We start from the raw sequence: 13386 nt of genomic DNA, 5'->3' as shown, positions 1-13386 counted from the left end.
ATTCGTAAATTTGAAAAAATGGATTTCAATATAAAAACAATGGCAGAATATGCTGCCGAAGGAAAATCCCCGGAAGTTTTATTTTGGGTGGGATGTGCCGGAAGTTTTGACGACCGCGCGAAAAAAATCACCAAAGCCTTTTGTAAAATTCTTAATAAAATAGGAGTTGAATTCGCTGTTCTCGGACAGGAAGAAAGCTGTACCGGAGATCCCGCGAAAAGAGCAGGAAACGAATTTGTCTTCCAGATGATGGCCCTTACCAATATTGAGGTCCTGAATGCGTATGAAGTGAAAAAGATCGTTACCGCCTGCCCTCACTGTTTCAACACCCTTAAAAACGAATATCCGAGCCTTGGAGGACACTACGAAGTGGTGCATCATACTCAGTTCCTTAAGACATTAATGGAAGAAGGAAGATTGAAAATCGAAGGAGGAGCTTTTAAAGGAAAAAAGATCACTTTCCATGATCCTTGCTACCTGGGGAGAGCCAACAACGAATATGAGGCTCCTAGGATTCTTCTTGAAAAACTGGATGCCGAGCTTGTAGAAATGAAGCGTTGCAAAACCAACGGTTTATGCTGTGGAGCAGGAGGTGCACAGATGTTTAAAGAACCTGAAAAAGGGAACAAAGACATCAATATTGAAAGAACCGAAGAAGCTTTATCTTTCCTGCCTAAAGTCATTGCGACAGGATGTCCGTTCTGTAATACCATGATGACAGACGGTGTAAAACACTTTAACAAAAACGAAGAAGTAGTTGTAAAGGATATTGTAGAACTTCTTGCTGAAGCAGACGATTTATAGAAAATCCATTAAAGATATCTAAAAACTCAGGCTCAGGCTTGGGTTTTTCTTGATTATAAACTCAGGAATATTTCTTAATTTTATACTTTAAAACCGACAGGATATGAAAATTGAAGAATCTAGTATAGTAGAAACCAACGACTACAGAGTCATTATATACCCCGCATCGAGACCATTTGAAACCAAAGAGGCTAAAGTGATCACCGAAAAACTATTCGATTTCCTTGCCACTTGGGCAGCACACGGAAAACAGCTTGCCTCCTCCTTTAAAATTGAGAAAAATCAGTTTATCGTGGTATGTGTAGACGAGGAGAAAGAAATGGCTTCAGGATGCAGTATTGATGCCTTAGGGAAGATCATGCGCGAGATCGACGGCGAGTATCAACTGGGACTTTTCGACAGAATGAAAGCTAGTTTTATACAGAATAATGAAGTAAAGACTCTGAAACTTCAGGACTTTAAATCTCAACTGAGAAGCGGTGAATTGCCGAAAGACATCCAGGTTTTTGATTTTTCTAAAAATACCTACCTGGACTTTTTAAGTCACTTTCTTCTTCCATTAGAGAAAAGCTGGGCAGCAGGGATTGCTTAGCCCCATATAAAATACAATCTTCTAGAACTTTAGATTGATGCCTTCGGGGAGTTTTCTGTTAAAAACAGTCTTCGTGAAGTCTTCAATGTAAGGTTCTTTTTGTTTGATAACCTTACAGGGATTTCCTACTGCAATAGAGTTGGAAGGAATATCTTTTGCAACAATAGAGCCGGCTCCGATCACGACATTGTCACCTATTTTTACGCCCGGAAGAATCACCGAATTCGTTCCTACAAAAACATTATTACCTATTGTGATAGGCTCACATTGGTCATGAATGCTGTGGTCATTGTGGTTATGATTGGCAGATATCAGAGACGTTCCCGCTCCGAAACCTACATTGTGTCCTATAATGATCCCGTTATTCGCCTGAATATAAATATTGGGATTATCACCCGGATCACACATAATCCCTTTCTTGATATTCTGGTATCCTCTGATTTCCGAAGTAAAATGAACCGGCCATGGAACTTTCCCATTGATTCTCAGTATTTTTTGTGGAACCAAATAATAGAAAAAGAGCACATGAGGAAGCAGGTAGTCATATTTTTGGCGGTAATACTCCGGATAGAAAAAATTATTAATTCTATGGAAAATCTGGTATTCAATAAATTTTTTAATCGGATTCATTTTTCTTCAGAATAAACATGATGTAAAAGTACAAAAATCCATAACCTATAAACAAGAACAGGGAAAAAATACCCACCAGATAGCTGATTCCTTTCTCTTTTCCAATCAGGATAGCGGCAATATTGGCCAGGAAAAGATAAATATTAAAGACCATGGCTACATTATTTCTCTTCAGGATCGTGAGAATATCTGAAATAGGATTGATAAGGCTTCGGGTAAGATATCCAAATGACATCAGGAAAATAAACAGACCAAGATGTTCCCAGTTTTTATTGAAAAACAATTCCAGTATAGGAATTCCAACGACGTTGACGAGGATATACAGCGCAAAAATGATATAAAAATTCATTAAGCTCATTTTCTTGGTATACGCAAAAAGTTCACTTTTGCTCCGGCCTCTGTTGTTAATCTCCGCAGCTCTTGGATAGTAAACCGTTGCGATGGATGAGGAGACCAAAAGAAGTGGAACCGACATGATTTTTACCGCTAAAGAATATTCTCCAAGCAATGAATCTGCAAAATAAAGCGATATCAGGATCGGCATAATATTATTTCCTAATGCATTGATCAGTGTGGAAGGGTAAGAGTATTTAAAAAGCTCCGGCCGTTTTTTTGCATTGGCTATGTATCTTTTGAAATCTGGTTTTACATAATATTTTCTGGAGTAATAAATGGCAGCAAGGAAAGCGGCGATATATCCGATCAGGCTGCCGATCACAAGGCCGTTTTCTATCTTAATAAATACAAATACCACCTGAAACAGAAAGCTTATCAGAGAATCTACAATCGTCAGAACGGAAACCAGTTTGAAGAGTTTCTTTTTAGCCAGTAAGAATTTCGCATTGTTGGTAAATAAGTAAATAAAGCCGGTAAAAATCCCAAGAAATAAAATGTTTTTAGGAATATCAAAAGGAATAAATACCAACAGGAAAGCCAACATCATAACTGCCCCTGAAATAATGCCGGCCGCACTGAAATTATTGTTCACATCCTCCTCATTTCCCTCGAGCATGATCATGTGTTCCTGTGCAAGGCTCAGTACTACGGTAAATATGCTCATGATGCTCAGGTAGATACTGAATATCCCGTATTCAGATGAACCGTAATATTTTGCCAGCAGAAGCCCTCCAATCACCAAAACAAACTTAGAAATAAAGTTCCCTTTAAAGATGGTGGTGATGTGACTGCTGTTTAATCTTTTGAGTTTGTTTAAAAACATGGTAAAATATTACGAGAACAAATATATAATTATACATTTGCATAAAAAAAATTATTGAAAATTAACAGAAGATGAAATCTAAGCTCAATCATATTGTCATACTTAAACTTATAGCCGTACTTTTTTTAACGGTTTCATGCGGAAGCGACGATGAATCTTTACAGAGGATTGATCAGGTCATGAACTTCTATATGAAAAACAGTGCCGGACAGGATCTGCTGAACGGTAAAAAGACAGGATCATATACTGCCTATTCAGTGAATGATGCGAATGGATTAGCAGATATTGCTCCAGTATCTGTCCCTCTTAAAATGACAACGGATTCCTTATACTATTTTGAGTATTTGAGAGGAGCGAGAAGGGTGATTTTAGATTCTGTGAGCCCCGAGAATAAAACATACAGATCAAATCTCACTTTTTCGCTTAGCAGAACAGTGAACAATCAGGTGGTTACCGTTACTGATGCTATGGAAATTCGTTACCGCTGGACGCCTTCACTGTTCCAGGTTTCCGAGGTCCGTTACAATGGTCAGGTCGTATTTTCGAAAGCTGCCGATGCACCTAATGCGATAAATACCTTTACTATCATAAAATAATTCTAAATTTGTAAAACTGTTAGCTTAGTATTTAAGTTTAACATCTAATATTTAACATCTAAATAAAATGTTACAAGTCAATTTTTTACGCGACAATAAAGAGCGCGTTTTAGAAGGTCTTCAAAAAAGACAATTCAAGAATCTTGGGTTGGTAGACGATGCTGTCGCTACTGACGACGAAAGAAAAAGAATTCAGTTTGAATTAGATTCCCAACTTGCTGAAATCAACAAAATTTCCAAAGAAATTGGACTTTTGATGAAAGAAGGAAAAAAAGAAGAAGCGGAATCCTCAAAATCTAAAACAGCTCAATACAAAGAATCGAGTAAAGAACTGCAGGCTCAGTTAGATGTAACGGAGAAGGCTTTACTGGATATTTTATACCAGATTCCCAACGTTCCTTTTGATTTAGTTAAAAGCGGATCTTCTGCGGAAGACAACGAGAATATTTACCAGTCTCATGATGTGGAAGGCCTTGGAGAAGGGGCTATTCCTCACTGGGAACTTGCCAAAAAATATAACCTGATCGATTTTGAATTGGGAGTAAAGATTGCCGGTGCCGGTTTCCCTGTTTATTTGGGTAAAGGAGCAAGACTTCAGAGAGCATTGGTTCAATATTTTCTGGATAAAAACGTTGAAAAGGGCTATATGGAAGTTAATCCTCCTCACGTTGTGAATGAAGCTTCAGGATACGGAACGGGACAGCTTCCTGATAAAGAAGGTCAGATGTACCATATTGGTATTGATGATTTGTATCTGATTCCTACGGCAGAAGTTCCTGTAACGAACCTTTATCGTGATGTATTGCTGGAGGAAAAAGACCTTCCGATCAAAAATACAGCTTTCTCTCAGTGCTACAGAAGAGAAGCGGGAAGTTACGGAGCTCATGTAAGAGGTCTGAACCGTCTTCACCAGTTCGAAAAAGTAGAGATCGTAAGACTTGAAAAGCCTGAGAACTCTTATGCTGCATTAGAGGAAATGGTAGAACATATCAAGGAGATCCTTGCAGATCTTGAACTTCCGTTCAGAGTATTGAGACTTTGTGGAGGGGATACAGGTTTTGCTGCTGCCATGACCTATGACTTTGAAGTATGGAGTGCAGCTCAGGAAATGTGGCTTGAAGTAAGTTCTGTATCTAATTTTGAAACTTTCCAGGCAAACCGTCTGAAATGCCGTTTCAAAACAGATGGGAAAGCTCAGCTTGTACATACCTTAAACGGTTCTGCAATGGCTCTTCCGAGAATTATGGCTGCATTGCTTGAAAACAACCAGACCGAAGAAGGAATCAGAATTCCTAAAAAGATTGCAGAATATGCAAGATTTGATCAGATTAACTAGAATCATATTTTAATAGAAATACATCATCCCCTTTCAGTTTTGGAAGGGGATGATTTTTGTTTGTTACTGGACACTTGAATTATTCGGTAGTGATCACTACTTTCTTATCCTTATTAATCAGGTTTTTACTGTCTAAAAGATCATTGGATCTTATGATGATCTGAACGGTTTTATGATCAATCTGTTTGACGAAATCGTGTTTTCCTGTAATACTTTTAATCGGTTTCTGAAACTTCAGGGTATTGGTAAAGGTAAGATTGAACATTCTGAGCATTCCTGCCATTCCGGAAGCCATTTGTTTTCCGTATGCTTCAATAGAATCGCTTTTGGTTTGGGGAACTGTTTTTTCTTCTGAATCTTTTTCTTCCAGCATTTTAAGAATACCATCAGAATTGAATTTATCCGTGTTAATAGTCAGTGACTGACCATTCCAGACTGCAATATCTTGTAAAGGGATCTTTTTCAGACGCTTGTCATTGGCTAAAAGTTGGGTGATCTCAGAAGGCATTAGTTTATCATATTTAAGAGAAAGACCTACGATCTCGTTTTTGTCTTTATCCACTTTCATATACACTTTCTTCAGCACTTTCGCCGAATCCTCATTAAGCGTTACTTTTCCATGTTTCTGAACATTGTAAAGACTTGTCCAGTCAGTAGGCAGCTTATCAAGCTCACTTAGTTTCTTTGAATCTGGCCCCATCATGCTCATCATTCCCATTACATTTTTATCCATCAGGATATTAGACTGCATACTGGTTGCAGCATCCTTATAATAGGTCGTTTCTGTATTGATAGAGCAGGACTGAAGAATTATCAAAAGAATGGCAGGCCATAAAAACTTCATCTGTTTAATCATTGCTAAAAATTTTACTGTTTTCTAATGTATTACAAAACAGATACCAACAAAAAACGGCTGAAATTTCAGCCGGTCATTTTATTCTGTAACGATCACAATTTTTTTGTCTGAATGTTTTAGCTTGGCCTCCTTATCATACATGGCCTTGAGATCGTAATCTATTTTAATGGTATAATTATCGGTTTGTTTCACCCAATCGTGTTTCCCGGTAATAGATTTTATTTTGTTTTCAAATTTCAGGGTGGTTCCGATGCTTTTGAAGAACATCGTGATCATTCCTTCTACCTTTTCAGCTTCATCTTTTGATGCTTTGCTTTTAAGGGTCTCCTCAATATTCTTAAGGTTGAAATTTTCGGTATTGATCGTCAATGTTTTTCCATCCCAATCATTGAAAATATTCTGATCAAACGGAAGCTTTTCCTTTTTGTTGTAGCTGCTCAGCATTTGATAATCTCCCTTGGTAAAGTGCTCCATTTTTAAAGAAAAACCGGCAGGCTCATTATTCTCCTTATTGGTTTTCATGAATATTTTTTTCATGATTCTAATGGAGTCCGGATCTTGGGTCTTCAGTTTTCCTTCCTTCTTCTGTATGTCAAAAATACTTGTCCAGACCGTTGGGAGCTTATCCATGTCTCCGAATTCCTTCTGCTGTTTCAGAGAGTCGGGAGTCATGGCCTTCATTTCGGCTATAAACTGTTTCATGTCAATATCTGTAACAGAAGTAGATGCAGCATCCTTGTGATAGACAATTTCAGAATTAATGATACAGGATTGCAGTACAAAAGCAGCAGCAATCAGTAAGAAGAATATTTTTTTCATGGGTTAGTTAGTTCTATTAATGACAGTTGGTCGAACTGTGGTCGTGTCCTTCAATATGACAGTTGGCACCGTTATGGTCTTTAGAAATCGTCATCGCTTCAGCTCGGGGAGATATATAAGGAATTCCGAGCTCTAAACCTCTAAGGATAAATAATCCTCCCAAAATGATCATGATCACCGGAACGGCTTTTAAAACCTTTACTCTGAAAGCCTGATTCATGAGGTTTCCGGCAAGAACTACTGCAAACATGAACGGAAGGGTTCCTAAGCCAAATAAGGCCATATATGAAGCTCCCTGCCACACTCCTCCGCTCGCCAGACTTGCGGTAAGAGCCATATACACCATTCCGCAGGGTAGAAAGCCATTTAAAACTCCCGTACTAAACCTTGAACGGTAATCTGCTTTCTGCAGGAGTTTTCCTAAATTTGATTTTACGGAAAACAAAAATTTAGAAAGAAAAGGAATCTTAGAAGCAAAATCCTTTCCTCCAAACGAAAACAAAGCCATAATAATCAATAGTATTCCTGCAATAATCGTCAGATACTGCTGAAATCCCGCCATCTCAAAACCTTCTCCTATAATTCCCAGAACTGCTCCTAATAAAGAGTACGTGAAAATTCTGCCGAATTGGTAGGTCAGATTCTGAAGGTAAAAATTGGTGGCCTGTTTTTTTGTCAATCCCATCGATAAAGCAATAGGGCCGCACATTCCGATACAGTGAAAACCGGAGGCAAATCCCAATGCAATGGCCGATAAAATGAGTCCTATTTCCATATTACATCATAATCCATTCTGTAGTCTGTTTTATCTTTTGTCCACATCAGTCTCAAGGTATAGTTCCCTACTTTCAATACCTGTGCAGGGATCATGAAAGAATGTGAAGCATCAAGATGTACAGGTTTTTTTATGTCTAAATTCTGGTCGTCGGTTCTGTTTAAAACAAATTTTGCCGTAGTATTCGTATTGTCGTATTCTTTTGGGAAAACAATCTTTATTCCGTCTTTTTCCTGACTGTATACAGGTTTTTCCTGTAAATCATCCGCTTTCTTTTTAGCATCAATAACGTCCTGGTATTTAAGCTCCTCTTCGTAATAATTATCGGTTACCATTTCAGAATTCTTCTGCCCGTTCGGGAAAAGAAATAACATGGATAATATAAAAACAATGAATGCAAATAATGCAATTACAACACCGTGTCCCCAACTAAAGTTTTTCATTTCTTCCGGATTTTTTATTTGTTTTTAGGACCTCTGTGACTCTTGAATGACAGAGGTTTTTAAATTAAAATTGCAGTTTGAATGGCCCCTCGAAATACGTCTGATAAGAATCGACAAGTTTACCTTTCATATCATAAACACCAATGGTTATATTCTGTTTGGAAAGTTTCATTTCATCTTCAGGAAAGCTGATATTGATGGTTCCTTTCGAAATTTTGTCTCTATCTACCTGAATTTTGCTGGAAGCACTGTAAATAACCTCGCCGTGAGCAGGCTCAACAATTTTGATCGTTACAATCTTTTTCTCGTTGGTTTTGTTTAGGAAGGTATAATTGTAGGTATTGGTAATCTTCCCATCTCTTACAAAGAATGTACTTCCTGCCGGTTTAATGAATTTTGCTTCCATTTCACCTCTGCTGTAAAGAAGGAATCCCAGGAATCCTACCAGTAAAACAAGAACAACGGCAAAGCCTTTCATTCTTCCGGTAAATTTGAACTCGGTCTGATTCTCAATTTCATTCTCAGAGGCATATCGTACCAATCCTTTTGGAAGACCAACTTTTTCCATCACCTCGTCGCAGGCATCAATACAGGCAGTACAGTTGACGCATTCCAGCTGCTGTCCGTCTCTGATGTCTATTCCCGTAGGACAAACCACTACACACTGATGGCAGTCGATACAGTCTCCTTTTCCTGCAGCCTTACGGTCTTCCCCTTTTCTCCATTTTGATCTGTTTTCCCCTCTTTTAAAATCGTAGAAAACGTTGATTGTATCTTTATCTATCAAAACGCCCTGTAATCTACCATATGGGCAAACCAATGTACAAACCTGTTCTCTGAACCATGCAAATACAAAGTAGAATGCAGAGGTAAACAGCACCATGATGATAAAATTGGTAGGGTGAGCAAAAGGCCCTTCAGATATGATTTTTAATATTTCCTCATACCCAACAATATACATCAGCATAAAGTGGGTGATAATTAAGGAAATAACAGCATACACCGTCCATTTCAAGCTTCTTTTCCAGATTTTCTCGCTGTTCCACTCCTGTCTGTCCAGCTTCATTTGCCTGTTTCGGTCACCTTCAATCAGATATTCAATTTTACGGAAGATAGATTCCATAAAAATTGTCTGAGGACATATCCATCCGCAGAAAATTCTTCCGAACGCAATCGTAAAAATGATAATAAAAATTAAAGATGCGATAGCACCTAAAGTGAGGATAAAAAAGTCTTGTGGATAGAAAGGCTGTCCAATGATGAAAAACTCTCTATCGATAACGTTGAATAAAAAGAAAGGGTTACCATTGATCTTAATGAATGGCACCGTAAAATAAATAATTAATAAAGCATAGCTTACAAGGTTTCTATAGTTGGTATATTTCCCTTTTGGTTTTCGTGGAAATACCCATCTTCTCTTACCGGATTGCTCCATTGTCCCGATAGAATCTCTGTAAGTCTCAGGGTCCAGAACCTGTCCCTGTCCACCGCGTACTTCTGTTTCTTCTATATCTGACATTTCGTAATATGTTTAAAAAAGAAAAAACATAATTCGTTACTATTTTTTTAATAACAAATTATGTTTTTTTCATATGATTTAATCTTTTAAAATTATTCTTTTTCCCAATGCGCTTCAGTTCCTTGAGGAGCTGCTCCTCCCTGAGCTGGAGTCACTGGCGATTGTTCCTGATTGATGTGATATACATATGCTGCAATCTTCTCAATCTCTGCTCCTGAAACTTCTCCGTTTTTACCGAAGGCTCTCATCGAAGGGTTAGTAGGAGAACCGTTCCAGTCCATGTGGAAAACATTTTTAAACAACGTTTTCTCTGGCTGGTTGATCCAGAAGTTATCTGTAAGGTTGGGTCCAATACCACCACTACCGTCTTCTTTGTGACAAGATGCACAGTTGGTTTTGAATAATTCTTTACCTTCCGCAATATTGTCGGCAGAATATTTTGCAGTTTCTATCGTTACAGGAGGTTGTTCAGCTTCATATTTTGCAATACTTGCCATTTGTTCCTTGTATTCCTGCTCGTATTCGCTCAATGGGTGAGCAAAATCTGTGAAAGAGTATGCTGCAATATATACAATACAAAAAGCAGTCCCAAAATAGAATAATCCTACCCACCATTTTGGAAGCTGATTATCTAATTCCATAATTCCATCGAAACCGTGGTCAATAAGGATATCCTTTTCTTCCGTTTCAGATTGCTTTTTGAATGCAGCATCATACATTCTTCTCAGGAATGGTACTTTCTTTTCTGCTAAATAAGCTGCTTTTTCTTCCGGAGATAATTTTTTGAATTTGTTGTTTTCAATCAAATCTCCAATAGAGCTGTGGATGTATGCTAAAATAGCACTGATCACTACAGTTCCCCAGAAGTATGGTGAAGCTAGAAACGAGTAGCTCTGTACAAACAAATAATAAAAAACTATTAGAAGTCCAGTTATTATTAAGATGTTTACAACAACAGGTGTTCTTTGTTTCATAATAAATAGTTTAATTTTTTAAATTAAAATCGTCATCCTCATCATCCCCAAGCGGTGCCTCTTCCTCCTCTTTGTAATATTTTTTAGGCCTGCTAAAAACATAGATTACCAGAGCTACGAAGAATAGCATAAAGAAAATCAGAGCCAGCGTCTGGTAAAGACCAGCGTTTTCTGTATTGGATAATATATCTTTAAAGTTCTGAGGAATCATGTGAACCTTTTAATGTTTAGTTAGTACTTGCTGTTTTTATTTCTGTAGTCTTGATATCTGTACCCAATCTCTGAAGATAAGAGATAAGCGCTACGATCTCTTTTTTCTCCAATTCTCCCTGAGGTCTCTTAGCATAAGCTACCTTAAGGTCATTAGCTTCTGAGAAGATATCTTTTACAATTTTCGTTGCCTGGTTGTCTGCCCATGTATTGGCAGAATCTATTTGAGCCTTAGTATAAGGAACATCAAACGTATTCTTCATAAGCTTCATTTTGTCTACCATTTTAGATCTGTCTAGGTTGGTAGCAATTAACCAAGGGTAACGAGGCATGATAGAACCGGCAGATGTAGATCTTGGGTTGTACATGTGTTTGTAATGCCAAGAACTTGGGTTTTTCCCTCCTTCTCTATGTAAATCCGGTCCTGTTCTCTTAGAACCCCATAAGAATGGTCTGTCATAAACGAACTCTCCCGCTTTGGAATACTGTCCGTTTTTACCGTTGAATCTTGTAATCTCATCCCTGAACGGTCTGATCATCTGAGAGTGACAAGCATTACATCCTTCACGGATATAAAGATCTCTACCCTCTAATTCAAGGGGTGAATATGGTTTTACTGCTGAAATTGTAGGGACACTTTTCTTTAAAGATAGGGTAGGGATAATCTCTACCGAACTACCGATTGAAATGGTGATGAAAGATAAAATACCTAATAATACAGGCATTCTTTCAAGCCATAAGTGAGTACCTTCACCTTCTTTACGTTTGTTTCCGATATTGGCCAACGCTGGTGCTTCAGCAGGAACTTCTTTTTGGAATGAACCTTTTCTTACCGTAGCGATGACGTTAACAATCATTAAGATAGCTCCTGAAATATAGAATATACCTCCTAAGAATCTCATTTTGAAGTAAGGAATAATCGCCGTTACAGTATCCAGCCAGTTTTTATACATCAAAGTACCATCCGGATTGAACTGCTTCCACATTAACCCCTGTGTAAATCCTGAAATATACATGGGTACTGCATAGAAAATAATTCCTAATGTCCCTAACCAGAAATGCCAGTTAGCTAATTTTACAGACCAAATTTTTGTTCTCCACATAATAGGTACCAGGTAATAGATAACCCCGAATGCCATGAAACCATTCCATCCAAGAGCTCCTAAATGTACGTGACCGATAACCCAGTCTGTAAAGTGACCAATTTTGTTAATATTTTTAGTGGCTAAAAGCGGACCTTCAAATGTTGCCATACCGTAGCATGTAACAGCTACTACGAAGAACTTAAGGATAGGGTTTTCCCTTACTTTGTCCCAAGCCCCTCTCAGCGTAAGAAGTCCGTTTAGCATTCCTCCCCAAGACGGTGCGATAAGCATGATAGAGAAACCAGTTCCCACAGCCTGCGCCCATGCAGGAAGAGCTGTATACTGAAGGTGGTGAGGACCAGCCCAGATATAGACGAAAATTAATGACCAGAAGTGAATAATAGACAGTTTATAAGAGAAAACCGGTCTGTCTGCTGCCTTCGGAAGGAAGTAATACATCAAACCAAGAACTGGAGTTGTCAGTACAAATGCAACCGCATTGTGACCATACCACCACTGTACAATAGCGTCTTTTACGCCCGCATATGCTGAATAAGATTTCCAGCCTGTGAAAGATAAAGGAACCTCAAGGTTGTTGAAGATGTGAAGCATTGCTACGGCAATCCATGTACCGATATAGAACCAGATGGCTACATAAAGGTGTCTTACTCTTCTTTTTGCAATCGTCAGGAACATGTTGGCCCCGAAAATAATCCATGAGAACGCAATCAATATGTCGATCGGCCACTCGTGTTCAGCATATTCTTTTGAAGTATTAATCCCCATAAAGAACGTAATGAACGTAGCAACGATCATAAACTGCCAAGTCCAGAAATGTAACCAGGATAATGTATCACTGTACATTCTTGTTTTTAATAATCTCTGTAATGAGTAATAAATACCAGTATAAACGATATTACATACGAATGCCCAGATTACGGTATTGGTATGAAGCATTCTGATTCTACCAAAACCAAATGCACCATGAGTGTTTATTAACCCTTGAATATTGCCTGATGCAAGACTCTTGATGGTGGTATCATCTGTACCGAATATAAATTCCGGTAATTCAGGGTAAAAAAGCATTAATGCCGCCGTAAGCCCGAACGTAAATCCTATAAGACCGAAAACTAAGGTCGCATAAAGGAACGCACGGACAATACTGTTGTCATAACTAAACTTTTGTGTTTCCATATCAACTATTCACTTTTTTCTTCAATTTTATTATTCTCTCCTATTTTTTTCTCGTCTTTATTTTTGTTGCCTTTTTCATCCTTTTCCTTGATTTCTCCACTGTCAAAAAGAATCCTGACAGCAGGAGATTCATCATCTTCAAACTGTCCTTTTCGGGCATACACTATAAATACGATCAAGAAAATCGCAGCCAAAGAAACACTGCAGAGGATCATTAAATATAGAATATCCATTGGACAACAAAATTAACCTATTTTCGGGGTTCAAATTTAGTGAAAAATAATGACTTTCATCACGAAATGCCGATTTCAGCTAATTTAAACTCAGTCTAAAT

15 protein-coding genes are annotated in these 13386 nt (G+C 38.1%); 4 read left to right on the top strand and 11 right to left on the bottom strand.

The window, feature by feature from the left end:
- Positions 1-18 precede the first annotated feature (18 nt).
- Both HHL23_RS07290 and HHL23_RS07285 read left to right on the top strand, forming a co-directional pair.
- Positions 19-804, top strand: coding sequence for a (Fe-S)-binding protein (locus tag HHL23_RS07290; RefSeq protein ID WP_169234150.1), 786 nt, complete (start codon positions 19-21; stop codon positions 802-804).
- Positions 805-907: 103 nt separating this feature from the next.
- On the top strand, positions 908-1396 hold the full coding sequence (locus HHL23_RS07285; RefSeq protein WP_169234149.1) for a hypothetical protein: 489 nt from the start codon (positions 908-910) through the stop codon (positions 1394-1396).
- Between the two features lie 21 nt (positions 1397-1417).
- On the opposite strand, the gene HHL23_RS07280 is transcribed toward HHL23_RS07285, so the two are convergent.
- Positions 1418-2026 carry an acyltransferase gene (locus tag HHL23_RS07280; RefSeq protein WP_169234148.1) on the bottom strand — a complete coding sequence of 203 codons (609 nt, stop codon included), beginning with the start codon at positions 2024-2026 and terminating at the stop codon, positions 1418-1420.
- Positions 2013-3245 (bottom strand): oligosaccharide flippase family protein, encoded by a 1233-nt coding sequence (locus HHL23_RS07275; protein ID WP_169234147.1) that lies wholly within the window; start codon positions 3243-3245, stop codon positions 2013-2015. The genes HHL23_RS07280 and HHL23_RS07275 overlap by 14 nt, the downstream gene beginning before the upstream one ends.
- Before the next feature lie 71 nt (positions 3246-3316).
- Between HHL23_RS07275 and HHL23_RS07270 the strand changes: the two genes are divergently transcribed.
- Both HHL23_RS07270 and serS read left to right on the top strand, forming a co-directional pair.
- A complete protein-coding gene (locus tag HHL23_RS07270) occupies positions 3317-3841 on the top strand; it encodes a hypothetical protein (protein WP_169234146.1) in 525 nt (174 codons plus the stop codon).
- 67 nt (positions 3842-3908) lie between these two features.
- Entirely contained in the window at positions 3909-5177 is a 1269-nt protein-coding gene (gene serS / locus HHL23_RS07265; RefSeq protein ID WP_169234145.1) for a serine--tRNA ligase, read from the top strand.
- Positions 5178-5256: 79 nt separating this feature from the next.
- Here the strand turns inward: serS and HHL23_RS07260 are convergent, their stop codons facing one another.
- The 9 genes from HHL23_RS07260 to ccoS form a co-directional block, all read right to left on the bottom strand.
- A complete protein-coding gene (locus tag HHL23_RS07260) occupies positions 5257-6021 on the bottom strand; it encodes a hypothetical protein (protein WP_169234144.1) in 765 nt (254 codons plus the stop codon).
- 90 nt (positions 6022-6111) lie between these two features.
- Positions 6112-6852, bottom strand: coding sequence for a hypothetical protein (locus HHL23_RS07255; protein ID WP_169234143.1), 741 nt, complete (start codon positions 6850-6852; stop codon positions 6112-6114).
- A gap of 16 nt (positions 6853-6868) precedes the next feature.
- The gene (locus HHL23_RS07250; RefSeq protein WP_169234142.1) at positions 6869-7627 is read right to left on the bottom strand and encodes a sulfite exporter TauE/SafE family protein; all 759 of its coding nucleotides are present in this window, start codon (positions 7625-7627) and stop codon (positions 6869-6871) included.
- Positions 7618-8070, bottom strand: coding sequence for a FixH family protein (locus HHL23_RS07245; protein ID WP_169234141.1), 453 nt, complete (start codon positions 8068-8070; stop codon positions 7618-7620). The genes HHL23_RS07250 and HHL23_RS07245 overlap by 10 nt, the downstream gene beginning before the upstream one ends.
- Before the next feature lie 64 nt (positions 8071-8134).
- Positions 8135-9589 (bottom strand): cytochrome c oxidase accessory protein CcoG, encoded by a 1455-nt coding sequence (ccoG, locus tag HHL23_RS07240; protein ID WP_169234140.1) that lies wholly within the window; start codon positions 9587-9589, stop codon positions 8135-8137.
- 92 nt (positions 9590-9681) lie between these two features.
- Positions 9682-10563: a cbb3-type cytochrome c oxidase N-terminal domain-containing protein gene (locus HHL23_RS07235; protein WP_169234139.1), complete on the bottom strand. Its 882-nt coding sequence runs from the start codon at positions 10561-10563 to the stop codon at positions 9682-9684.
- Between the two features lie 10 nt (positions 10564-10573).
- Entirely contained in the window at positions 10574-10774 is a 201-nt protein-coding gene (locus HHL23_RS07230) for a cbb3-type cytochrome oxidase subunit 3 (RefSeq protein ID WP_062652071.1), read from the bottom strand.
- 16 nt (positions 10775-10790) lie between these two features.
- Positions 10791-13052, bottom strand: a complete 2262-nt coding sequence (ccoN, locus tag HHL23_RS07225; RefSeq protein WP_169234138.1) for a cytochrome-c oxidase, cbb3-type subunit I — start codon at positions 13050-13052, stop codon at positions 10791-10793.
- 5 nt (positions 13053-13057) lie between these two features.
- On the bottom strand, positions 13058-13285 hold the full coding sequence (gene ccoS, locus HHL23_RS07220; protein WP_169234137.1) for a cbb3-type cytochrome oxidase assembly protein CcoS: 228 nt from the start codon (positions 13283-13285) through the stop codon (positions 13058-13060).
- Positions 13286-13386: the final 101 nt, after the last annotated feature.

This window comes from Chryseobacterium antibioticum (assembly GCF_012927325.1).
GTDB lineage: Bacteria > Bacteroidota > Bacteroidia > Flavobacteriales > Weeksellaceae > Chryseobacterium > Chryseobacterium antibioticum.
Note: the sequence above shows the minus strand (reverse complement) of the source record. Positions and strands in the feature narration are given on the sequence as shown.